Source organism: Micrococcus sp. 093350064-1, assembly GCF_053627955.1.
Genome location: NZ_JBSEYU010000005.1, coordinates 51,830 through 74,906 on the forward strand (window position 1 = coordinate 51,830; position 23,077 = coordinate 74,906).

General features: G+C 71.6%; 21 protein-coding genes. 15 read left to right on the plus strand and 6 right to left on the minus strand.

Going from position 1 to position 23,077, the window contains the following annotated elements; translation table 11 throughout:
• Window positions 1–22: 22 nt before the first annotated feature.
• Window positions 23–1,537, minus strand: coding sequence for a catalase (locus tag ACUW6W_RS06925; RefSeq protein ID WP_119217521.1), 1,515 nt, complete (start codon window positions 1,535–1,537; stop codon window positions 23–25).
• Window positions 1,538–1,764: 227 nt separating this feature from the next.
• Between ACUW6W_RS06925 and glyA the strand changes: the two genes are divergently transcribed.
• The 4 genes from glyA (at window position 1,765) to ACUW6W_RS06945 (ending at window position 6,990) form a co-directional block, all read left to right on the plus strand.
• On the plus strand, window positions 1,765–3,045 hold the full coding sequence (glyA, locus tag ACUW6W_RS06930; protein ID WP_010079361.1) for a serine hydroxymethyltransferase: 1,281 nt from the start codon (window positions 1,765–1,767) through the stop codon (window positions 3,043–3,045).
• A 7-nt stretch (window positions 3,046–3,052) separates the two neighbouring features.
• Window positions 3,053–3,964, plus strand: coding sequence for a bifunctional methylenetetrahydrofolate dehydrogenase/methenyltetrahydrofolate cyclohydrolase (locus ACUW6W_RS06935; protein ID WP_049145576.1), 912 nt, complete (start codon window positions 3,053–3,055; stop codon window positions 3,962–3,964).
• Between the two features lie 128 nt (window positions 3,965–4,092).
• Complete coding sequence (locus ACUW6W_RS06940; RefSeq protein ID WP_095347451.1) at window positions 4,093–5,079, plus strand: ABC transporter ATP-binding protein; 987 nt, start codon at window positions 4,093–4,095, stop codon at window positions 5,077–5,079.
• Between the two features lie 3 nt (window positions 5,080–5,082).
• On the plus strand, window positions 5,083–6,990 hold the full coding sequence (locus ACUW6W_RS06945; protein ID WP_440315461.1) for an ABC transporter permease: 1,908 nt from the start codon (window positions 5,083–5,085) through the stop codon (window positions 6,988–6,990).
• Here ACUW6W_RS06945 and ACUW6W_RS06950 read toward each other — a convergent pair.
• Window positions 6,918–8,507, minus strand: a complete 1,590-nt coding sequence (locus tag ACUW6W_RS06950) for an MFS transporter (RefSeq protein ID WP_371506583.1) — start codon at window positions 8,505–8,507, stop codon at window positions 6,918–6,920. The two genes, ACUW6W_RS06945 and ACUW6W_RS06950, sit on opposite strands and share 73 nt — an antisense overlap.
• A 102-nt stretch (window positions 8,508–8,609) precedes the next feature.
• On the opposite strand from ACUW6W_RS06950, the gene ACUW6W_RS06955 reads away from it, so the two are divergent.
• The 8 genes from ACUW6W_RS06955 (at window position 8,610) to ACUW6W_RS06990 (ending at window position 15,314) form a co-directional block, all read left to right on the plus strand.
• On the plus strand, window positions 8,610–9,173 hold the full coding sequence (locus ACUW6W_RS06955; protein WP_206495757.1) for a hypothetical protein: 564 nt from the start codon (window positions 8,610–8,612) through the stop codon (window positions 9,171–9,173).
• Window positions 9,173–10,099, plus strand: a complete 927-nt coding sequence (locus tag ACUW6W_RS06960) for an exodeoxyribonuclease III (RefSeq protein ID WP_363931977.1) — start codon at window positions 9,173–9,175, stop codon at window positions 10,097–10,099. Before ACUW6W_RS06955 ends, ACUW6W_RS06960 begins: the two co-directional genes overlap by 1 nt.
• Before the next feature lie 26 nt (window positions 10,100–10,125).
• A complete protein-coding gene (gene trpS / locus ACUW6W_RS06965; protein ID WP_002856591.1) occupies window positions 10,126–11,208 on the plus strand; it encodes a tryptophan--tRNA ligase in 1,083 nt (360 codons plus the stop codon).
• A gap of 181 nt (window positions 11,209–11,389) precedes the next feature.
• Window positions 11,390–12,151, plus strand: a complete 762-nt coding sequence (locus ACUW6W_RS06970; protein ID WP_155933632.1) for an ABC transporter ATP-binding protein — start codon at window positions 11,390–11,392, stop codon at window positions 12,149–12,151.
• A complete protein-coding gene (locus tag ACUW6W_RS06975; RefSeq protein WP_363931974.1) occupies window positions 12,148–13,431 on the plus strand; it encodes an ABC transporter permease in 1,284 nt (427 codons plus the stop codon). Before ACUW6W_RS06970 ends, ACUW6W_RS06975 begins: the two co-directional genes overlap by 4 nt.
• Before the next feature lie 58 nt (window positions 13,432–13,489).
• Window positions 13,490–14,092 (plus strand): hypothetical protein, encoded by a 603-nt coding sequence (locus ACUW6W_RS06980; protein ID WP_036314562.1) that lies wholly within the window; start codon window positions 13,490–13,492, stop codon window positions 14,090–14,092.
• 108 nt (window positions 14,093–14,200) lie between these two features.
• Window positions 14,201–14,785, plus strand: coding sequence for a hypothetical protein (locus tag ACUW6W_RS06985; protein ID WP_036314561.1), 585 nt, complete (start codon window positions 14,201–14,203; stop codon window positions 14,783–14,785).
• 7 nt (window positions 14,786–14,792) lie between these two features.
• The gene (locus ACUW6W_RS06990; protein ID WP_363931971.1) at window positions 14,793–15,314 is read left to right on the plus strand and encodes a hypothetical protein; all 522 of its coding nucleotides are present in this window, start codon (window positions 14,793–14,795) and stop codon (window positions 15,312–15,314) included.
• Window positions 15,315–15,493: 179 nt separating this feature from the next.
• On the opposite strand, the gene ACUW6W_RS06995 is transcribed toward ACUW6W_RS06990, so the two are convergent.
• From ACUW6W_RS06995 to sdhC, 4 genes are all read right to left on the minus strand, one after another.
• Window positions 15,494–16,285 carry a succinate dehydrogenase iron-sulfur subunit gene (locus ACUW6W_RS06995; RefSeq protein ID WP_010079347.1) on the minus strand — a complete coding sequence of 264 codons (792 nt, stop codon included), beginning with the start codon at window positions 16,283–16,285 and terminating at the stop codon, window positions 15,494–15,496.
• A complete protein-coding gene (gene sdhA / locus ACUW6W_RS07000) occupies window positions 16,285–18,072 on the minus strand; it encodes a succinate dehydrogenase flavoprotein subunit (RefSeq protein ID WP_454180042.1) in 1,788 nt (595 codons plus the stop codon). The genes ACUW6W_RS06995 and sdhA overlap by 1 nt, the downstream gene beginning before the upstream one ends.
• A gap of 77 nt (window positions 18,073–18,149) precedes the next feature.
• Window positions 18,150–18,629, minus strand: a complete 480-nt coding sequence (locus ACUW6W_RS07005; protein ID WP_036314556.1) for a succinate dehydrogenase hydrophobic membrane anchor subunit — start codon at window positions 18,627–18,629, stop codon at window positions 18,150–18,152.
• A gap of 3 nt (window positions 18,630–18,632) precedes the next feature.
• On the minus strand, window positions 18,633–19,037 hold the full coding sequence (sdhC, locus tag ACUW6W_RS07010) for a succinate dehydrogenase, cytochrome b556 subunit (RefSeq protein ID WP_078025777.1): 405 nt from the start codon (window positions 19,035–19,037) through the stop codon (window positions 18,633–18,635).
• A gap of 246 nt (window positions 19,038–19,283) precedes the next feature.
• Here sdhC and ACUW6W_RS07015 point away from each other — a divergent pair, with 246 nt between their 5' ends.
• The 3 genes from ACUW6W_RS07015 (at window position 19,284) to ACUW6W_RS07025 (ending at window position 23,055) form a co-directional block, all read left to right on the plus strand.
• The gene (locus ACUW6W_RS07015; protein ID WP_396829845.1) at window positions 19,284–20,435 is read left to right on the plus strand and encodes a mannose-1-phosphate guanylyltransferase; all 1,152 of its coding nucleotides are present in this window, start codon (window positions 19,284–19,286) and stop codon (window positions 20,433–20,435) included.
• Between the two features lie 61 nt (window positions 20,436–20,496).
• Entirely contained in the window at window positions 20,497–21,753 is a 1,257-nt protein-coding gene (locus tag ACUW6W_RS07020) for an amidohydrolase (RefSeq protein WP_036314553.1), read from the plus strand.
• A 144-nt stretch (window positions 21,754–21,897) separates the two neighbouring features.
• On the plus strand, window positions 21,898–23,055 hold the full coding sequence (locus tag ACUW6W_RS07025) for a BMP family lipoprotein (RefSeq protein ID WP_113913979.1): 1,158 nt from the start codon (window positions 21,898–21,900) through the stop codon (window positions 23,053–23,055).
• Window positions 23,056–23,077: the final 22 nt, after the last annotated feature.

The window sequence follows — 23,077 nt, forward strand, 5'->3', positions numbered from 1 at the left end:
CGCCCGCCGGGGGAAGGAGCCGTCAGATGCGGGCCTCGCCGCCGGCCTCGACGCCCGGGATGCCGTCGCCCTCGTGGCGCTTGACCTCGTCCTCGATGCGCTGGCCGATCGTGGCGTCCACGTTCTTCCAGTACTCGAAGGCGCGGGCCTGGACGTCCTGGCGGACGCCCTTCAGCGCGCCGGCCACGGTCTCCACGAAGTCCTCGCGCTCCTGGGCCGAGAAGACCTCGCGGACGAGGGTGCCGGCCTGACCGAAGTCGTCGTCGTCCGCGCGCAGGGCCTGGGCCTCGCGGGTCAGGGTGCCGTCGGCCTCCCAGCCGTCGTCCACCGGGCCGGTCTCGTCCGACCAGGAGTCGCCGTTGGAGTTCGGCGCGTAGGTGGAGCGGTCGCCGGTGTGGTCGTACCACATCTGGCCGTCGAAGGCGTAGTTGTGCACCGCGTTCTTGGGACGGTTCACCGGCAGCTGGTTCACGTGGGCGCCCACGCGGTACAGCTGGGCGTCGTGGTACGCGAAGGCGCGGCCCAGGAGCATGCGGTCCGGGGAGAGGCCGATGCCCGGCACGGTGTTGCTCGGGCTGAACGCGGCGGACTCGATCTGCGCGAAGTGGTTCTCCGGGTTGCGGTTCAGGGTCAGCGTGCCGACCTTGATGCGCGGGTAGTCCTTCTTGGAGATCGTCTTCGTCAGGTCGAAGGGGTTGAACCGGTAGGTCTTGCCCTCCTCGTAGGGGATCGCCTGGATGTAGAGGTCCCACTTGGGGTGGTCGCCCTTGGCGATGGACTCGAACAGGTCCTGGCGGTGGAAGTCGGCGTTCTCGCCGGCGATCTTGGTGGCCTCGTCGTTCGAGAGGCTGTGCACGCCCTGCTGGGAGATGAAGTGGTACTTCACCCAGTGCTTCTCGCCCTGGGCGTTGACCCACAGGTAGGTGTGGGAGCCGTAGCCGTTCATCTCACGCCAGGTGCGGGGCAGGCCGCGCGGGCCCATCAGGTAGGTCACCTGGTGCGCCGACTCGGGGTTGTTGGTCCAGAAGTCCCACTGCATGGTGGCATCGCGCAGGCCGGAGTCCGGCAGACGCTTCTGCGAGCGGATGAAGTGGGTGAACTTCATCGGGTCGCGCAGGAAGAAGATCGGGGTGTTGTTGCCGACGATGTCGTAGTTGCCCTCCTCGCTGTAGAAGCGCAGCGCGAAGCCGCGCACGTCGCGCCAGGTGTCCGGGGAGCCGAGCTCGCCGGCCACGGTGGAGAAGCGCAGGAGGGTCTCGGTCTTCGTGCCCGGCTGGAACACGAGGGCCTTGGTGTACTTCGACACGTCCTCGGTCACCTCGAACTCGCCGAAGGCGCCGGAGCCCTTGGCGTGCGGGCGGCGCTCCGGGATGTTCATGCGGTTGAAGTGCTGGTGGGTCTCCAGCAGGTGGGTGTCGTGCAGGACGATGGGCCCCTCGCTGCCCACGGTCAGGGACTGGCGGTCGCTGACGGCCGGGGCGCCGTTCTGGCGGGTGGAACCGGTCGCGTGCGGGGTCTTCTTCTGGTACTCCGTCATGGAACTCTCCTTCGTCGATCGACGTCGGCCGCGCACCGATCGGCGCGGTGGGCGGCGTCACCCCCGATCTTGGCATATTTCTGAATCAGTCAAAAGAACCGGGTGCCGGGGTCGGTCGCCGGGGCCGCGGGCCGCCGTCGCGCAGGCCCGACGACGGCGCCTGGTCACTAGGATGGAGGGCACCGGAGCCTTCCGGCCGCACAGACCCCCGTTCGAAGGGAACCCCCGTGACGCAGACGCCCGACATCAACACCCAGCCCCTCGCCGAGGTGGACCCGGAGATCGCCGCGGCGCTCGCGGACGAGCTCGGCCGCCAGCGGGGCACGCTCGAGATGATCGCCTCGGAGAACTTCGTGCCGCGCGCCATCCTCGAGACGCAGGGCTCGGTGCTGACCAACAAGTACGCGGAGGGCTACCCGGGCCGCCGCTACTACGGCGGCTGCGAGTTCGTGGACGTGGCCGAGAACCTGGCCATCCAGCGCGCCAAGGACCTGTTCGGCGCCGAGCACGCCAACGTCCAGCCGCACGCCGGCGCCCAGGCCAACGTGGCCGTGATGACCTCGCTGCTGGACCACGGGGACACGATGATGGGCCTGTCCCTGGCGCACGGCGGCCACCTGACGCACGGCATGAAGCTGAACTTCTCCGGCAAGAACTACAGCATCGCCGCGTACGAGGTGGAGCCGGACACCCACCGCATCGACATGGACAAGGTGCGCGAGAAGGCCCTCGAGGCCCGGCCGAAGGTGATCGTGGCCGGCTGGTCCGCCTACCCCCGTCAGCTCGACTTCGCCGCCTTCCGCTCGATCGCGGACGAGGTCGGCGCCCGGCTCTGGGTGGACATGGCCCACTTCGCCGGCCTCGTGGCCGCCGGCCTGCACCCGAACCCGGTGCCGCACGCCGACGTCGTCTCCTCCACCGTGCACAAGACCCTCGCCGGCCCCCGTTCGGGCTTCATCCTCTCCACCGAGGAGCTGAAGAAGAAGATCGACTCCGCCGTGTTCCCGGGCCAGCAGGGCGGCCCGCTGATGCACGCGATCGCGGGCAAGGCCGTGGCCTTCAAGATCGCCGGCTCCGCGGACTTCAAGGAGAAGCAGGAGCGCACCCTGGCCGGCGCGCAGATCCTGGCCGAGCGCCTGACCGCCCCGGACATGGCCGAGCACGGCATCTCGGTGCTCACCGGCGGCACGGACGTGCACCTGGTCCTGGTGGACCTGCGCGAGTCCCAGCTGGACGGCAGGCAGGGCGAGGACATCCTGCACGAGGTCGGCATCACGGTGAACCGCAACTCGGTGCCGTGGGACCCGCGTCCGCCGATGACCACCTCCGGCCTGCGCATCGGCACCCCCGCGCTGGCCTCCCGCGGCTTCGGCGAGGCCGAGTTCCGCGAGGTGTCCGACGTCATCGCCGAGGCGCTGAAGCCGAGCCCGGACGTGGAGGCGCTGCGCGCCCGCGTCGTGAAGCTCACCGAGGACTTCCCGCTGTACGACGGCCTCGAGGGCTGGTGAGCCGCCGATGACCGCGAAGGTCCTGGACGGCAAGGCCACCGCCGCCGCGATCAAGGAGGAGCTGCGCGGCCGCGTGGCCGCCCTCGCCGAGCGCGGGCACACCCCCGGCCTCGGCACCCTGCTCGTCGGTGAGGACGCCGGCTCGCAGAAGTACGTGGCGGGCAAGCACCGCGACTGCGCCGAGGTGGGCATCGAGTCCATCCAGCGTGAGCTGCCCGCGGACGCGACGGAGGAGCAGATCCTCGACGTCGTGCGCGAGCTGAACGAGGACCCGGCCTGCACGGGCTACATCGTCCAGCTGCCGCTGCCGAAGCACGTGGACACCCAGAAGGTGCTCGAGGCCATCGACCCGGACAAGGACGCGGACGGCCTGCACCCCATGAACCTGGGGCGGCTCGTGGCCTCGGTCGGCGGCGAGCTGGACTCGCCGCTGCCGTGCACCCCGGCCGGCTGCGTCGAGCTGCTGCGCCACCACGGTGTGGGGCTGGCCGGCAAGCACGTGCTCGTGATCGGCCGCGGCGTGACCATCGGCCGGCCCGCCGGCCTCGTGTTCACCCGCCGCGAGGTCAACGCCACCGTGACCCTGGCCCACACCGGCACCACGAACCTCGACGAGCTGCTGGCGAGCGCCGACGTCGTGATCGCCGCCGCCGGCTCCGCCCACATGGTGAAGCCGGAACAGGTCAAGGAGGGCGTGATCGTCCTGGACGTGGGCGTCTCGCGCGTGACCGGCCAGGACGGGAAGTCCCGCGTCCTGGGTGACGTGGACCCGGCCGTGAAGGAGAAGGCGGCCTGGATGGCGCCGAACCCGGGGGGCGTCGGGCCGATGACCCGCGTCATGCTGCTGGCGAACGTCGTCGAGGCCGCCGAGCGTGCCGCCGACGGCGAGGACTGGGCCGGGGAGCGGGCCGGAGCCTGACCTCTCCCACTCCCGCGACCAACCCTGCGATATGGCCCCCATCCACCCCGGATGGGGGCCATATCGCAGGGTTCGTCGCCGAGGGGCGGCGCGCGTCCGGGCGGGTGGTGCGCCTATGCTGTCGCCTTGTGAGTCACACCACTCTGCACGCGTCCCCCGGCGACGCCTCCGTCATCCGTGCCCGTGGGCTGCGCAAGCAGTACGGCGAGTTCCACGCCGTGAAGGGCATCGACCTGGACGTGCGTCCCGGCGAGTGCTTCGGCCTGCTCGGCCCCAACGGCGCGGGCAAGTCCACCACCATGCGCATGCTCGCGGGCACCTCGCAGCGCACCGCGGGCGAGCTGACCATCCTGGGCATCGACCCGGAGGAGGACGGGCCGGCCGTCCGTGCGCGCCTGGGCGTGGTGCCGCAGCAGGACAACCTGGACGAGGAGCTCACCGCCCGGGAGAACATCCTGATCTACGGCCGCTACTTCGGCCTGCCCTACTCATACCTGCGGCCCAAGGCCGAGGAGCTGCTGGCCTTCGCCCAGCTCACCGAGAAGGCGGACGCCAAGGTCACCGACCTCTCCGGCGGCATGAAGCGCCGGCTCGTGATCGCCCGCGCCCTGGTCAACGAGCCGGCCCTCTTCCTCCTCGACGAGCCCACCACGGGCCTGGACCCGCAGGCCCGCCACATCCTGTGGGACCGCCTCTACCGGCTCAAGGAACGCGGCACCACGCTGCTGCTGACCACGCACCACATGGACGAGGCGGAGCAGCTGTGCGACCGGCTCGTCGTCGTCGACGGCGGCGAGATCATGGCCGCCGGCACCCCCGCCGAGCTCATCCGCGAGCACGCCTCCCGTGAGGTCCTCGAGGCGCGCTTCGGCGCGGACCGCAACGAGGCCGCGGCCCGCACCGTCCAGGCCCACGCGGGTGACGGCGTCGTGCACCGCGTCGAGGTCCTCCCGGACCGCGTCCTCGTCTACGCCCGACGCGCGGACGACCTGCACGACGTCGTGCAGCGCCTCGTCGACGAGGGCGCCCTGCCCGCCCCCGTCACCACGCTGACCCGCCGCGCGAGCCTCGAGGACGTGTTCCTCATCCTCACCGGCCGCACCCTGATGGACTGACCCGTGCCGTCCCCCACCACGACGACGACCCCCGGCCCCGCCTCGCCCGGCCCGCGGTCCGGGCCCTCGGCTCCGTCCGCCACGCCCGCCGAGCCGCTGCGCCCGCCGGTCACCGCGGCGGCGTCCGTGGAGCGTGTGAGGCGCCGCGGCGTCCTGCTCTACGCCGAGCACCAGCTGCGGAACATGCGTCGCTACGGCGCGGTGCTGATCGTCGGCGCCCTGGGCGAACCCGTGCTCTACCTGCTGGCCATGGGCCTGGGCCTGGCCCAGCTCATGGGCGGCGGGATGCCGCAGGACGCCCTGGGCGGGGTCTCCTACGTCGCGTTCATCGCCCCGGCGCTGCTGGCCTCGGGTGCGCTGATGACCGCGTCCGTCGAGTTCTCCTACCCGGTGATGGGCGGGTTCCAGTGGCAGCGCACGTACTACGCGGCGCAGGCCACTCCGCTGTCTCCGGCGCAGATCGCCCTGGGCCACCTCGCGGCCGTGAGCCTGCGGTTCGTGTTCCAGGCTGCCGTGTTCCTGCTGGTGATGCTGGCGTTCGGGGTCGTCTCGAGCCCGTGGGCGTGGGTGCAGGTCCTCACCGCCACGCTCGGCGGGCTCGCCGTCGGCGCGCCGATCATGGCGTTCGCCGCCTCCCTGAAGGAGGACAAGGGCCAGTTCGCCACCCTGCAGCGGCTCGTGGTCATGCCCCTGTTCCTGTTCTCCGCCACCTTCTACCCGCTGGACGTACTGCCCGTGTGGCTGCGCTGGATCGGCTGGCTCTCCCCGCAGTGGCATGCCGCCCAGCTCGGCCGCGTGCTCTCCTACGGGATGGCCGAGCCGGTCTGGCTCACCGTGGCGCATGTGGCGTTCCTGCTGGCCCTCGCGCTCGGCGGGGCCTGGCTCGCGGTGCGGATCTACACGCGCCGCCTCGGCTGGGTCCGAGGCACCCCGGACCGCGACGCCGTCACGGCCGCCCGCCGGGACCGTGCCCCGCGCCTGGGCCGCCGTGCCGCGCGCACCGGGGCCGCCCGCGCCGACGTCGCACCCGCCGCCGCGCAGGCGGGCCCGGCCGCGCCGTCGTCGTCGGTGGTGCGGGAACACGCCGTCGCCGTGCCGCCCATGCCCGAGATCCCCGTGCGCCGCGGCCCGCTGGCCGGCGCGTACTCGGGCAACGTGCGCGCGGTGATGGAGCGGGCGTTCCTGTCCCTGAAGTCCAACAACTGGGTGGTGTTCTTCTCCGGGTTCTTCGAGCCCGTGCTCTACCTGGCCTCCCTGGGACTGGGTCTCGGTGCGCTGGTCGGCGACGTGGCCGGCCCGGACGGCACCCCCATCCCGTACGGCATGTACCTCGCCCCCGCACTGCTGGCGGTCTCGGCGATGAACGGCGCCATCTACGACTCCACGTGGAACGTGTTCTTCAAGCTGCGCTACGCGAAGACGTACCAGACCATGCTCTCCACACGGCTGGGCCCGCTGGACGTGGCACTCGGGGAGATCGCGATGGCGCTGCTGCGCGGGCTGATCTACGCGGTCGGCTTCCTGATCGTCATGACCGTGACCGGGCTCGTCACCTCCTGGACGGCGCTGCTCATGATCCCCGGCGCCCTGCTCGTGGCGCTGGGCTTCGCCTCCCTCGGCATGGCGGTGACGAGCTGGATGAAGACGTTCCAGCACATGGACTGGATCCAGATCGTGCTGATGCCCATGTTCCTGTTCTCAGCCACGTTCTTCCCGCTCGCGGTCTACCCGGAGCCGATCCAGTGGGTGATCCGGGTGTTCCCGCTGTGGCACGCCGTGGAAATGATGCGCGCGCTCGCGGTGGGCGTGCTGAGCTGGGCGACCGCCGGCCACGTCCTCTACTTCGTGGTGATGGCCGGCGTCGGGGTGTGGCTCGCCGCCCGCCGGCTCGGCGCGCTGTTCCTGCGCTGAGGCCCCCGCGCGCCGGTCAGACCGCGCGCAGCGCGGCGCCGCCGGACCACGTCCAGGGCCGCGATCACGGCGGTGAGCGCCCAGCACACGGCCACCATGCCCATGGCGGCCGAGGCCGCGTGCGCGTACTCCGCGGCCGACGGCGGCCCGGCGCTCTCGCCGGCGGCGCCGGCCAGGGCCGCGAAGAACGCGCCCGTCACCACGGACAGGCCCAGGGCGGTGCCGAGGCGCTGCGCCGTCTGGGCGACGCCGCCGGCCGCCCCCGCCTCGTGGCCGGCGACGTCGTCCATCATCAGCACCTGCGTGCTGGTGAGCAGCAGGGCCTGCGAGGCCGACTGCACGATCAGCCCCACCCCCACGATCCACGGCGACCACGCGCCGGCCGCGCTGCGCTCGAACGCGAGCGCGAGCACCCCCAGCGACACGAGGCCCACCAGAGCGCCGAGCAGCACGAGCACGGGCCCCCGCCGCTGCACCATCGAACCCACCCACGGGGACAGGGAGGCCACGACGACGGCGCCGGGCAGACCCACGAGGCCGGCCTCGAGCGGCGTGAACCCCATGCCGCGCTGCAGGAAGATCGCCACGATCGCGAACACCGCCGGCATGGTGGCCAGGTAGATGGTGGACTCGAGCGCGCCGATCGTGAAGGACGGCCGCCGGAACAGGGCCGGGTCCACCATGGGCTGCACGCCGGTGGCCGACGCCCGGGCCTTCACGCGCTTCTCCCACAGCCACCACGCCGTCACGAGCGCGGCGGCGAGGACCAGCAGCCAGGCGGTGCCCGGGACGATGAACGGCACCATGAGGCTCACCCCGCCGGCGCCGAGCAGCAGGGCGCCCACCGGATCGAGCGCGGCGATCCCGCGTGGTCCGGGGGCGGGGGGCAGGCCGTGCACGCGGGTGGGCGGCGGCAGCCAGAGGGCGCCCATCGCGACGGCGGCCAGGCCCACGGGCACGTTCATGAGGAACGTGGAGCGCCAGCCCCACTCGGGGCCGAACGCGCCGAGGAACAGCCCGCCGAGCAGGGGCCCCACGGCCACGCCGAGGCCCACCACGGTGCCGAAGAGCCCGTAGGCCCGCCCGCGGGCGCGGCCGTGGAAGTTCGACTGGATGAACCCGATGACCTGGGGGTTGAACACGCCCGCGCCCAGGCCCGTGAGCAGGCGCCCGGCATTGAGCAGCAGAGTGTCCCCGGCCAGGCCGGAGAGCAGGGAGCCGAGCATGTACAGCGTGATGCCCGCCAGGAACAGGTTCTTGCGCCCCCACAGGTCGCCGGCGCGGCCCGCGGCCACGAGCACGGTGCCGAACGTCAGCGTGTACCCCGCCAGCACCCACTGCAGATCCGCGCTCGTGGCGTCCAGGCCCGACTCGATGGCCGGCAGCGCCACGTTCACCACGGACACGCTCATCAACGCGAGGAAGAGCGGCATGAGCAGTGCGGTGAGGATGCGGCGCTGGTCAGGGGTGAAGGCCCCGGACGCGGGGTCGGCGGGGTGCGGGGGGCGGGGGGTCATCGCCTCAGGATAGGTACCGACGCGGGCCGCCCGATTCGGACCCCACCCCACGATGCGGGATGATGGAGGGCAGACCCCACGAGCCCCTCCGGAGGAGCACCCATGTCCCAGTCCCTGACCCCCGGTCCCGACGGCGCGCGCCGCGGCCCCCGCGCCGGCCTGCGCGTGGGATCGCTCGGCTTCGTCGCGATGATCGTCATCCTGATCGTGGCGATCATCTTCGCCGCGAACCAGAACGACGTGATCGGGTGGCTCGTGGTCGCCGTCGCCGCCGGCTGGCTCGTGTTCGCGGTGGTCGTGTTCCTGCAGATGCGCCGCGGCGTCCAGGCCGCGGGCCGCAAGGTGGACACCGCCATGCAGAACGCCCGCGCCGACGTCGCCGCCCTGCGCGGCCGGGACACCGACGCCGCCGCCCCCGCGGTGGCCCCGCAGGCCCCGGCCGCGGACCCCATGCGGGACACCAAGCTGGACCACTCGTTCAAGATCGCCCAGGTGCAGGTGCGCGTGGTGCGCGAGCAGCTCGCCGCGGGCGCGGGCATGGACCGCGAGATGGTGGACCGCGCCCTGGAGACCATCGACATCACGGCCTCCAACGCCCGCGACATGATCAAGGAGTCCCGGGCCGGCGGCGCCGAGGGCCCGGTGAGCGGGACGGTGATCGGCTGATGACGGCGCTGCCCGAGAAGGACCCCGTCACCGGGAAGTACCCCGAGCCCGCCGAGGGCGAGCCCGTGGTGCACGCCAACGCCGGGGCGCCCAAGGCCGACGGCGCCGTGCGCGTGGCCACCGTGAACGTCAACGGCATCCGCGCCTCGCACCGCAAGGGCATGCGCGAGTGGTTCGCCGGCCGCGGCGTGGACGTGCTCACCCTCCAGGAGGTGCGCGCCCCCGCGGACGTCACGGCGCAGCTGGTCCGCGAGATCGTGGGCGAGGACTGGGACGAGGTGCACCTGGCGGACGCCGTGGCCGCCGCCAAGGGGCGGGCCGGCGTCGCGATCGCCTCGCGGTTCCCGCTCGGCGAGGTCCGCACCGGCATCGCCGACGCCGACGCGTACTTCGACGACGCCGGCCGCTGGATCGAGGCCGACCTGCGCCTGCCGGACGGCTCGCCGCTGACCGTGGTCTCCGCGTACGTGCACTCGGGCGAGGTCGACACCCCGAAGCAGGTGGACAAGTACCGGTTCCTCGACGAGATGGTCCGCCGCCTCTCCGAGCTGGCCGCGGGGGAGGGGCACGCCCTCGTCACGGGCGACCTCAACGTGGGCCACACCGAGCTGGACATCAAGAACTGGAAGGGCAACGTGAAGAAGGCCGGCTTCCTGCCCGAGGAGCGCGCCTACTTCGACCGGTTCTTCGGCGAGCTCGGCTTCACGGACGTGCACCGCGCCCTCGCCGGGCCGGTGCCGGGCCCGTACACGTGGTGGTCCATGCGCGGCAAGGCCTTCGACAACGACGCCGGGTGGCGCATCGACTACCACATGGCGACCGCGGGCCTGGCCGAGCGGGCGACGACCGCCGTCGTGGACCGCGCCCCCAGCTGGGGGACCCGCTTCTCCGACCACGCCCCGCTCGTGGTCGACTACCAGTTCTGACCGTGCAGGAGAGACCCGAGGCTGAGATGACCATGAAGAAGAACTCCGTGCAGGACGTCCTGGCCCAGGACGCCGCCGCCACCGCCCACCTGGCCGGCGCGTCCGCCCGGCACCGCGTGCTCTCCGGCATGCAGCCCTCGGCGGACTCCCTCCACCTGGGCAACTACCTCGGCGCCCTCGTGAACTGGGAGCGCACCCAGGCCGACTTCGAGGCGTTCTTCTTCATCCCCGACCTGCACGCCATCACCGTGCCGCAGGACCCGGCAGCCCTGGCGGAGCGCACGCGGGTGGCCGCCGCGCAGTTCATCGCCGGCGGCATCGACCCCGAGCGCTCCACGCTGTTCGTCCAGTCCCAGGTGCCCGAGCATGCGCAGCTGGCGTGGGTGCTGACCTGCATGACCGGCATGGGCGAGGCCATGCGGATGACCCAGTTCAAGGACAAGTCCGCCAAGCAGGGCGCGGACGCGGCCGGCGTCGGCCTGCTCGCGTACCCCATGCTCATGGCCGCGGACATCCTGCTCTACCAGCCGCATGGCGTGCCCGTGGGCGACGACCAGCGCCAGCACGTGGAGCTCACCCGCGACCTCGCCCAGCGCTTCAACCACCGCTACGGCGAGACGTTCGTGGTGCCCACCGGCTTCTACCCGGAGACCGGCGCGCGCATCTACGACCTGCAGGACCCCACGTCGAAGATGTCCAAGTCCGCGGCGTCCCCGAACGGGCTCATCAACATCCTCGAGGAGCCGAAGAAGACCGCCAAGAAGATCAAGTCGGCCGTGACCGACGACGGCACCGAGGTGCGCTTCGACCGTGAGGCCAAGCCTGGCGTCTCCAACCTGCTGACCATCCTCTCCGCGGTGTCCGGCACACCGATCCCGCAGCTCGAGGAGGAGTTCGTCGGCAAGATGTACGGGCACCTCAAGGTCGCGGTGGCGGACGCCGTCGTCGAGCGCCTGGCCCCCGTGCGCGAGCGCGCCCTCGCGCTGCTGGACGACCCCGCCGAGCTGGACCGCATCCTCGCCGCCGGCGCCGAGAAGGCCCGCGCCGTGGCCACGCCCGTGCTCGAGGACGTCTACGCCAAGGTCGGCTTCCTGCCGCCGCTGCGCTGAGCCGGACCGCACCGGCCCCCCGACGACGGCCCGCGCCCCCGACCTGCGGGGGACGCGGGCCGTCGTGTTTCTCCGACTCGAGGTGGATGCGACGGCGCGTGCGCGGCTGTCAGGATGGAGGCACCGCCTCCGCTCCTGCCGCAGCGGGGGCGAGCCCCACCGACAGAGGAGTGCCGGAGCCATGTCCACCGCAGTCGCGACCCCCGGGGTCGCCGAGGTCCCGCCCGGGGCCGAACCCGTCCTGGAGACGGAGAACCTCGTCAAGGTCTACGGCCGCGGGGCGTCCCGCTTCGACGCACTGAAGGGCATCACCCTGCAGATCCAGCGCGGCGAGTCCCTGGCCGTCGTCGGCAAGTCCGGCTCCGGCAAGTCCACCCTGATGCACCTGCTGGCGCTGCTGGACCAGCCCTCCGCCGGCGTCGTCGCGATGGACGGCCGTCCCGTCTCCCAGCTCAAGGCCGCGGAGATCTCGCAGCTGCGCAACGAGCGGTTCGGCTTCGTGTTCCAGCAGTTCTTCCTGAACCCGAACCAGACGGTCCTGGAGAACACCGTGCTGCCGCTGAAGATCGCCGGCGTGGGCCGGGCCGAGCGCACCCGCCGCGGCATGGCGGTGCTCGAGCGGCTCGAGCTCGCGGACAAGGCCAAGAACAAGGCCACCGACCTCTCCGGCGGCCAGAAGCAGCGCGTGTGCATCGCCCGCGCGCTCGTGAACAACCCGACGGTGCTGTTCGCGGACGAACCCACGGGCAACCTGGACTCCGCCACCTCGGCGGCCGTGGAGGACATCCTCTTCGGCCTGCACCGCGACGAGGGCATCACCCTCGTGGTGGTCACGCACGACGACGACCTGGCCGCGAAGTGCGACCGTCGCGTCGAGCTGCAGGACGGCGTGGTCATCGCCGACGAGCGCGTCGGCACCGAGCAGGACGGAGCACGGGCATGAAGGTCACCGACGTCGCGGGCACGGCGCTCGCGAACACGATGCGCTCCAAGCTGCGCACCTTCCTCACCGTCGTCGCGATCGTGATCGGCGCATTCACGCTGACCCTCACCACGGGGCTCGGCGCGGGCATCAACAAGTACGTGGACAACGTGGTCGAGGGCTTCGGCCAGCCCGGCGAGCTGACCGTGATGAAGCAGCAGGACATGTCCTCGGCCGGGGCGGTGAGCGGTTCGCCCCAGGAGTACACGGAGCAGGACGCCGCCGGCGGCGAGATGTTCGGCATGCCGCTGCTCACCCAGGAGGACCTCGCCGCGATCGAGGACACCGAGCACGTCACCGAGGTGAAGACCTATCGGGTGGCCGAGCCGGAGTACATCCAGGGCCCGGACGGCCGCAAGTGGCAGACCGGCTTCATGGGCAGCTCCGGTGAGATCGACATGCTCACCTTCTCCGCCGGCCGTGCCCCCGAGGCCGGGGCCAACGAGATCGTCGTGCCCGAGTCGTGGGTGGAGGACCTGGGCGCCAGCGACGCCGAGGACCTGATCGGCACGGAGCTGACCGTCGTGGCAGCGACCCCGCTGCAGGAGCACAAGTCCGTGAAGGCCACCGTGGTCGGAGTGACGAAGGCGGCCGCGTCCGGTGCGGGCACCGCCCCGACGCCGTCGGAGTCGCTCGAGCAGGCGATCTACGACATCACGACGGAGGGCCTGCCGGAGTCCCAGCGGGACACCTACTTCCAGGCCACGGCGATCGTGGAGGATCCGGAGGCGAACGAGGACGCCGTGAAGCAGGCGCTGGCCGACAAGGGCCTGCTGGCGCAGACCCTCGAGGAGCAGCTCGGCGTGATCCGCGGCGTCATCGACGCCGTCACGTGGGTGCTCACCGGCTTCGCGCTCATCGCACTGCTCGCCGCCAGCTTCGGCATCATCAACACCCTGCTCATGGCGGTGCAGGAGCGCACCCGGGAGATCGGCCTCATGAAGGCCCTCGGCATGACCGGCGGGAAGATCTTCGGCCTGTTCACCATGGAGGCCGTCGTGATCGGCCTGCTCGGCTCGCTGATCGGCATCGGCCTGGGCGTCGCCGTCGGCCTCATCGCGAACCAGGTGCTGACCACCGGCCCCCTCAGCGGCGTCACCGGCCTGGTCCTGTTCGCGGTCAACCCCCCCGCCCTGCTGCTGATCCTGCTGCTGATCGTGGCCATCGCGTTCATCGCCGGCACCTTGCCCGCCCTGCGTGCGGCCCGGAAGGATCCCATCGAGGCCCTGCGCCACGAGTGATCCGGCCGCCGCGCCCGTCACCGCCATCACCGTCACCCACGACACCGAGGAGCACTCCATGACCACCGATCGACCGCACCAGGACCCGAACCCGGGCCAGCCCGCCGCGGGCTCCCGCTACGGCACGCAGCCCTACGCGGCCCCGGGCTACGGCGCCCAGCCGGGCAGCCCGTACGGCATCGTCCCGGAGCCGGCCGCGTTCCCCGCCCTCCTGACGCTGACGCTCACGTCGCTCGCGCTGTACGTGCTGTCCTCCCTGCCAGCCCTGTTCGGCGGCGAGGAGAGCATCGAACGCATGCGGGACTCCCTTCGCCAGAGCGGCCTCACCCCCGAGCAGGTGGAGGAGATCGCGCCCGTCGTGGGCGCCTCCGTGACGGTGGGCACGATCATCGTCCTGCTCATCGGCGTGGCCCTGTACGCCCTGGTGTACTTCAACCTCCGCGGGGCCAAGAACTGGGCCCGCATCCTCGGCATCGTCCTCGCGATCCTGGGCACCCTCAGCGCCGTCGGCGGCATCTTCTCCTTCGTGACCTACCCCGGCATCGGCGGCGTGCTGGCCTCCGTGCTCAGCCTGGCGCTGGTGATCGTGAACATCCTGTGGCTGGTCAAGGCCTTCAACCCGCAGGTCGCGGCCTACACCCGTCAGGGCCGCCGCGCCTGACCCCGACGCCGTTCGCCGGCGGCGAGTCCGGGGTCGCCAGCCCTCGCCCCGGCGTCGGCCAGCGGAGACCATGGCGACATGGCCTCCGATCATCGACCCCCGCATCCCGTGTCCCCCCACCCCGACGACCTGGACGGCGGCGGGCGGCCCGTGGTGGGCCCGGATGAGGCGCGGCGGCGCATCGCCGGGCACTCCGGCCCGGACGCCCGCCCGCTGATCCGCCCCGACGCCCGCACCCCCGGCGTGTTCCGGGCGCTGCTCGGGTTGACGGTGGCATCCGCGGTCCTCTATGCCGCGTCGATCCTGCGCAACCTCCTCCCGGGCGCGGCCCAGGACATCGCGGACTCGCTGCCCGAGGGCGGCGCGCAGTCGCCCGCGATGACCGCCGAGGCCATCGAGGGCGCCCTCACCGGCAGTGCCTGGTTCGCGACCCTGCTGGGTCTGGCGGTCTACGCGATCGTCCTCGTCGGGCTGACCCGGCACAGCAACACGGCGCGCATCATGGGTGCCCTGTTCGCCTCGATCGCCATCTTCGTGACGCTGCTGGGGGCCATCCGCCTGTTCGTCTTCCCCGCCGGGGACGTGGTGCTGCCCCTGGTCCTGGGCGGGCTGTTCGCGCTCGTGAACGCGGCCTGGCTCGTGTGCGCCTTCAACCCGGGCCTCGCAACGACCTTCCTGCGCCGCCGGGCATGATGGGGGTATGCACCCCCTCGACGACGATCCCCACGAGACCACGGACCCCGCCCCCGATCTCGCGTCGCTGCGTCCCCTGCGCCTGTTCCAGACCGTCACGGCGGTCACGGGGGCACTGAGCGCGGCCGGCGTGGGGGGCGTGCTCGCGCTGCAGGTGACGCCCGGCTACGCCCGCGCCGTGCTGGAGGCGCGCTCCTGGGGCGCGAGCGAGGTCACCGACGCCGACGTCGCCGCGTTCCTCACCCCGGCGGGGGCGGGGCCGGTGGCCGCCGCGGCGGTGGTCGTCCTGACCCTGGTGCTCCTGGCCGGCATCACCCGCCGGATCCGGGCCGTGCGCCCCGTGGGGAGCGTGCTCGTGGTGCTGGGGATGCTCACGGCGGCCTTCTGGATGGTCGACGGCGGGCGGATGGTGCAGGCCGGGGGAGGGGGTCCGGTCGTGCTGGGCGCCGTCGTCGGGATGCTCGTCTCCAGCGCGGTGTGGCTGCGGGTGGCGCACCGGCGGGAGACGCGCGCCGCCTTCGACGTCTGAGCTCGGACCGCCTCCGCCTCCGGTCCCGCCCCCGTCCCCACGCCGAGGCCCGCAGACACGCCGCTACACCGGGCCGGTGACGGCGCGTCTGCGGGCCTCGGCGGGAGGGGCACCCCTCCACGACGACGGCGGCCCGCCTCCTCGAGCGAGGAGACGGGCCGCCGTCGTGGTGCGGGGGATCAGAACTGGCGGGCCAGGATGGCCCGCTTCACCTCGGAGATCGCCTTGGTCACCTGGATGCCGCGGGGGCACGCGTCGGTGCAGTTGAAGGTCGTGCGGCAACGCCACACGCCCTCCTTGTCGTTCAGGATCTCCAGGCGCATGTCGCCGGCCTCGTCACGCGAGTCGAAGATGAACCGGTGCGCGTTGACGATGGCGGCCGGGCCGAAGTACTGGCCGTCCGTCCAGAACACCGGGCAGGACGAGGTGCACGCGGCGCACAGGATGCACTTCGTGGTGTCGTCGTAGATCGCCCGGTCGGCCTGGGACTGGTAGCGCTCCTTGGTGGGCGCGTGGCCCTCGGCGACCAGGAATGGCATGATCTCGCGGTAGGACTGGAAGAACGGGTCCATGTCCACGATCAGGTCCTTCTCCACCGGCAGGCCCTTGATGGGCTCCACCAGGATGGGCTTGGACAGGTCGAGGTCCTTCAGGAGCGTCTTGCAGGCCAGGCGGTTGCGGCCGTTGATGCGCATGGCGTCGGAGCCGCACACGCCGTGGGCGCAGGAGCGGCGGAACGACAGGGTGCCGTCGTGGTCCCACTTGACCTTGTGCAGGGCGTCCAGCACGCGGTCGGTGCCGTACATGGTCAGGCGCCACTCGTCCCAGTAGGACTCCTCGGAGGACTCCGGGAGGTAGCGGCGGACCTTGAGCACGATGTCGAAGCTCTCGACCTCGCCTGCGCCGCCACCGGCGGACTGGGTCTGCGCCTGGGCCACGGGGGCCTCGGTCTCGGTTGCTGAGTGGCTCATCAGTACTTACGCTCCATCGGCTGGTAACGGGTCACGACGACGGGCTTGGTCTCGAAGCGGATGCCCTTGACGCCCTCCATCTCCGCGGTCTCGTCACGGTAGATCATGGTGTGCGCCATGAAGTTCTCGTCGTCGCGGTCGGGGTAGTCCTCGCGGTAGTGCCCGCCGCGGGACTCCTTGCGGCCCAGGGCCGCGAGGGTCATCGCCTCGGCGATGTCCAGGAGGTAGCCCAGCTCCATGCCCTCGAGCAGGTCGAGGTTGAAGCGGCGGCCCTTGTCCTGGACGGACACGTTCTCGTAGCGCCCGCGCAGCTCCTCGATCTTGGCCAGTGCGCGGCGGATCGAGTCCTCGTCGCGGAAGACCTGCATGTCCGCGTCCATCGACTCCTGGAGCTCGGCGCGGATGTCCGCGACGCGCTCGGAGCCGGTGGCGGAGCGCAGGTTCTCGATGTGCTCCACGGTCGGCAGCTCGCCGCCCTCGGGCAGCTCCACCCAGTCCGCCTGCGCGGCGTACTCGGCGCCGTAGATGCCGGCGCGGCGGCCGAACACGTTGATGTCCAGCAGCGAGTTGGTGCCCAGGCGGTTGGACCCGTGCACGGACACGCAGGCCACCTCGCCGGCGGCGTACAGGCCCGGCACGACGGTGTCGTTGTCCTGGAGGACCTCGGCCTTGATGTTCGTGGGGATGCCGCCCATGAAGTAGTGGCAGGTGGGGAACACCGGCACCGGCTCCGTGTAGGGCTCGACGCCCAGGTACGTGCGGGCGAACTCGGTGATGTCCGGGAGCTTCTCGTCGATGTGCGAGGGCTCCAGGTGCGTCAGATCGAGCAGCACGTAGTCCTTGTTGGGACCGGCGCCGCGGCCCTGACGGACCTCCTCGGCCATGGACCGGGCCACGATGTCGCGCGGGGCGAGGTCCTTGATGGTGGGGGCGTAGCGTTCCATGAAGCGCTCGCCGTCCGCGTTGCGGAGGATGCCGCCCTCGCCGCGTGCGGCCTCGGAGAGCAGGATGCCCAGGCCGGCCAGGCCGGTCGGGTGGAACTGCACGAACTCCATGTCCTCCAGCGGCAGGCCCGCGCGGTAGGCGATGGCCATGCCGTCGCCGGTGAGGGTGTGGGCGTTCGAGGTGGTCTTGTACACCTTGCCGGCGCCGCCGGTGGCGAAGACGACCGACTTGGCCTGGAAGACGTGGATCTCGCCGGTGGCCAGCTCGTAGGAGACGACGCCGGCGGTGCGCTTCTGCTTGTAGGCGGTGCCGTCCTCGCGCACGGCGTCCTCCTCCACCAGCAGCAGGTCGAGCACGTAGAACTCGTTGTAGAACTCCACGTTGTGCTTGACGCAGTTCTGGTACAGCGTCTGGAGGATCATGTGGCCGGTGCGGTCCGCGGCGTAGCAGGCGCGGCGCACGGGCGCCTTGCCGTGGTCACGGGTGTGGCCGCCGAAGCGGCGCTGGTCGATCTTGCCCTCGGGGGTGCGGTTGAAGGGCAGGCCCATCTTCTCGAGGTCCAGCACCGCGTCGATGGCCTCCTTGGCCATGACCTCCGCGGCGTCCTGGTCCACCAGGTAGTCGCCGCCCTTGACGGTGTCGAACGTGTGCCACTCCCAGTTGTCCTCCTCGACGTTGGCGAGGGCCGCGCACATGCCGCCCTGGGCCGCGCCGGTGTGGGAACGCGTGGGGTAGATCTTGGTGAGGACGGCGGTGTGCGCGCGCTGACCGGCCTCGATGGCCGCGCGCATGCCCGCGCCGCCGGCGCCGACGATCACCACGTCGTACTTGTGCACCTGCATTCAGGTCTCTCTTTCTGGGTGTCTGTGACGCGGCGGCCGCTCGGGCCGGCCGCACCGCAGGGTGAGCGTTTCCGAGGTCAGCCGCAGAAGGCCGGGGAGCCCTCGAGCAGGGCGCCGGAGGCGTCCACCATGCAGGGATCGAAGGTGAAGATCACCAGGGTGCCGAGGATGATGATCACGGCCGTGGCGATGTACAGGATCATCGTCAGCCAGAAGCGGGCGCTGCCGCGACGGGTGTAGTCGTTGATGATCGTGCGCACGCCGTTGGCGCCGTGCAGCATGGCCAGCCACAGGAGGGCCAGGTCCCAGAACTGCCACAGCGGGTGCGCCCACTTGCCGGCCACGAAGCCGAAGTCGATGGCGTGGATGCCGTCGCCCACCAGCAGGTTGGTGGTCAGGTGCACGGCGATCAGCACGACGAGGAAGACGCCCGAGATGCGCATGAACAGCCAGGCGAGCATCTCGAAGTTGCCGCGGCCGCCGCCGTCGCGCGTGTACTTGGGGTCCAGACGGCGGCTGCGGGGCGCCGCGATGGTGGTCTCAGCGGTGGTGCTCATGGCTCAGTGACCTCCGAGTGCGAGGCTGAAGTGACGGATGGCGAAGCCCAGGGTCAGGACGACCCACAGCCCCAGCACGATCCACAGCAGGGTCTTGTGGTGCTGGGTGCCGCCCTTCCAGAAGTCGACCAGGATGATGCGCAGGCCGTTCAGGGCGTGGAAGATGATCGCCGCGACGAGGCCGGCCTCGCCGAGCGCGAAGTACCACGTCTTGTACGAGCCGATCACGGCGTTGTAGGCCTCGGGGGAGACCCGGACCAGGGCCGTGTCCAGCACGTGGACGAGCAGGTAGAAGAAGATGACGACGCCGGTGACGCGGTGGCCCACCCAGGACCACATGCCGCCGTGGCCCCGGTACAGGGTTCCGCGGCCGTTCTTGGCCGGGGCCTGCGCAGTGGCGCTAGACACGGTTGATACCTCCAGGGGGAATGCACGATCCCGGTCCTCCGCCGTGGGACGACGACGGGCAGGGGCGTGTGCGAGTGGATTCCTCCACCTAGGGTAGACCCTTCCCGCGCCTCCGTGCCCGACCGGGACCCGGGCGACCACTGTGACGCGTGCGGCGCCCCGCCGCCGTCCTGTTCGGTCTGGGCTGTGCCCCGCCTGGGACGCGTCGAGTGGTCCCCCGTCCGGACGGTTCCGTAGTCTGGCCCGGTGAGCACCGATCCGAACCTGACCGATGCCCCGCGCGAGGCCGCGCCGGGCACGGCCCTGTCCCGCTTCCACGCCGTGATCCCCGCCGGGGGCGTGGGCACCCGCCTGTGGCCCCTCTCGCGGGCCGCCGCGCCGAAGTTCCTCCACGACCTCACCGGCTCGGGCCAGACCCTGATCCGTGCCACGTGGGACCGTCTGGCGCCCCTGGCCGCGGGCATGCTCGTGGTGACCGGGGAGGCCCACCGGGAGGCGGTGTGCACGCAGCTAACGGCCCTGGCGGAGACGGATCTGGTGCTCGAGCCCTCGCCCAAGGACTCCGCGGCCGCCATCGGCCTGGCCGCGGCGATCCTCTCCCTGCGCGACCCGGACACGATCATGGGCTCGTTCGCGGCGGATCAGGTGATCTCCCCGGTGGAGGTCTTCCAGGACGCGGTGCGGCAGGCCGTCGAGACGGCGGCCACGGGCCGGATCGTGACCATCGGCATCGAGCCCACGCACGCGGCCACGGGCTTCGGCTACATCCGCCGGGGCCGCCGTCTCCGCGTGGCCGGCGCCCCGGACGCGCATGACGTCGCCGCGTTCGTGGAGAAGCCGGACCTGAAGGTCGCCCAGCAGTACGTGAAGTCCGGCCGCTACCTCTGGAACGCGGGCATGTTCGTGGCGCCCGTGGGCCTCATGCTGGCCCACCTCGAGGAGAACGAGCCCGCGCTGCACGCCGGCCTGATGGAGATCGCCCGCGCGTGGGAGACGCCGGAGCGGGACGAGGTCATGGCCCGGGTGTGGCCCGAGCTGACGAAGACCGCCATCGACTACGCCGTGGCCGAGCCCGCCGCCGCCGTCGGCGACGTGGCCGTGATCCCCGGCTCCTTCACGTGGGACGACGTGGGGGACTTCGCGGCGATCGCCCGCCTGAACCCGGTCAAGGACGCCTCCGGCATCACGGTGATCGGGGACACCCCGCGCGTGTACTCGGACGACGCGTCCGGCGTCGTGGTGACGGACACGAAGCGCGTCATCGCGCTGATCGGCATCGAGGACGTCGTCGTGGTGGACACCGAGGACGCGCTGCTGGTCACCACCACGGAGCACGCGCAGGAGGTCAAGAAGGCCGTCGAGGCGCTCAAGGCCGAGGGCGTGGACGAGGTCCTCTGACCGCGTCCCCGGCCGGGTCCGGTCCGCACCGACCGGCACCCCCGGAGTAGGGTGCTGGGCCATGACCACCTCCGACTCCGTGCTGACCGGGCCCCGTCCGACCTCCGTCCCCTCGGTGGGCCCCGTGGTGGCCGAGCTCGAGGACGAGATCGTGTCCTTCCGCCGGGACCTGCACCGGCATCCCGAGCTCTCCTATGAGGAGTACCGCACCACCGACCGCATCGTGGAGCTGCTCTCCGGCTATGGGCTCTCGCCCGTGCGGATGGAGTCCACGGGCGCCTACGTGGACGTCGGGGAGGGGCCGGTGGTGCTGGCCCTGCGCGCGGACATCGACGCGCTGCCGGTCGAGGAGGAGACCGGCCTGCCCTACGTGTCCGTCAATGACGGCGTCGCGCACGCGTGCGGCCACGACATGCACACCGCCGTCATGGCGGGTGTGGCCGTCGCCCTCGGCCGCATCCTCCGCGGGGCCACCGCCGACCCCGACCTGCGCGCGGTCGGCGAGCGGGTCCACGGCACGGTCCGCGTCATCTTCCAGCCCGCGGAGGAGCGGCTGCCCGGCGGCTCCCTGGCCGTGCTGCGGCAGGGGATCCTCGACGACGTGCCCCGCATCCTGGCGGCGCACTGCGACCCCCAGGTCGACGTCGGCTCGATCGGCACCCGCATCGGCGCCATCACCTCGGCGGCGGACACGATCCGGATCACCCTCACCGGACGCGGTGGGCACACCTCGCGGCCCCACCTCACCGAGGACATGGTCTTCGCCCTGTCCCAGATCGCCGTGAACGTGCCCGCCGTGCTCTCCCGGCGGATCGACGTGCGCTCGGCCGTCTCGGTGGTGTGGGGGCAGATCGCCGCCGGCAGCGCGCCCAACGCGATCGACAACACCGGCTACCTGGCCGGGACCATGCGCTGCCTCGACGCGGACGTGTGGGAGGAGGCCGGCGCGCTGCTCGACGAGGTGGTCCGACAGGTGGCCGCGCCGTACGGCGTGCACGTGCAGCTCGAGCACGTGCGCGGCGTCCCGCCGGTGCACAACACCGAGGGCGAGACGGCGCTGATCGAGACCGCGGCGCGGCGGGAGCTCGGCTCGCGGGCGATCGTCCTGACCCCGCAGTCGATGGGCGGCGAGGACTTCGCCTGGATGACCCAGAAGGTGCCCGGCTCCATGCTGCGCCTCGGCACCCGGTCCCCGGGTGGCCCCATCTACGATCTGCACCGCGGGGACTACGCGCCGGACGAGCGGGCCATCGGCGTGGGCATGCGGGTCTTCACCGCCGCCGCGCTGCAGGTGCTCACGGGCGAGGACCACCACTGACCCCACCGCCCGCCCCCGCCGGAGGGGACGGGCCCACCGTTCGGTAGACTCGCGCTCATCCGGACGGGGCCACCCGCACGGGCCCCGTCTTTCCGCGGCCACCGGCCGCGGGCCTCGCACCGTGCCTTCCGAAATGAGGACCCCATGGGCATCGCCACCCCGTCGGCCGCGCGCCGCCGTCGTCTCCTGCTCCCCGCCGCCGCGCTCGGCGTCTCCGGTCTGCTGCTGACCGCGTGCGGCGCCCCGCCGGAGCAGTCCGAGGCCTCGGGCTCCGGCGCCGCCGAGAGCGAGGCCATCGCCACCGTGGACGGCGTCGGCTCGGACAACAAGGACTACAAGGCCTGCATCGTCTCGGACGAGGGCGGCTTCGACGACCGCTCCTTCAACCAGTCCTCCTACGAGGGCCTCAAGGCTGCCGAGAAGGCCTACGGCATCACCACCAGCGAGGCCGAGTCGAACGAGCCCAGCGAGTTCACCCCGAACGTGACCGCCATGGTCAACGCCGACTGCGACGCCGTCATCGGCGTGGGCTTCCTCCTCGGCGACGCCATGAAGCCGATCGCCGCGCAGCACTCGGACACCCACTTCTTCGGCGTGGACGTCACCGCGGAGGGCTTCTCCGACAACTTCCAGAAGCTCACCTACGACACGGCGCAGGCGGCGTTCCTGGCCGGCTACCTGGCGGCGGGCACCACCGAGACCGGCACCGTGGCCACCTATGGCGGCATGGAGATCCCCACCGTCACCATCTTCATGGACGGCTTCGCCCGCGGCGTGGAGCACTACAACGAGGTCAAGGACAAGGACGTCAAGGTCCTGGGCTGGGACAAGGACGCGAAGACCGGCTCCTTCACGGGCGACTTCAAGAACGTGGCCAACGGCAAGACGAACACCGCCAACTTCATCAACGAGGGCGCCGACATCGTGATGCCGGTGGCCGGCCCCGTGGGCCTGGGCACCCTGGACGCCGTCCGCGAGGCGAACCAGGGCGGCAAGGACGTCAAGGTCATCTGGCCGGACTCGGACGGCTACGAGTCCACCAAGGACGGCAACCTGATCCTCACCTCGGTGAAGAAGAACATGGGCCAGTCCGTCGCCGACGTGATCGCCGCGGACCTGAAGGACGAGTTCTCGGCCGAGCCCTACGTGGGCACGTTGGAGAACAAGGGCGTCGAGCTGGCCCCGTTCCACGACTTCGAGGACACGGTGCCGCAGGAGCTCAAGGACGAGCTCAAGGATCTCGAGGCCAAGATCGTCTCGGGCGAGCTGAAGGTCGGCTCGGAGTACTCCCCGGAGGCCTGACCCGCCTCGCCACCGCCGCAGG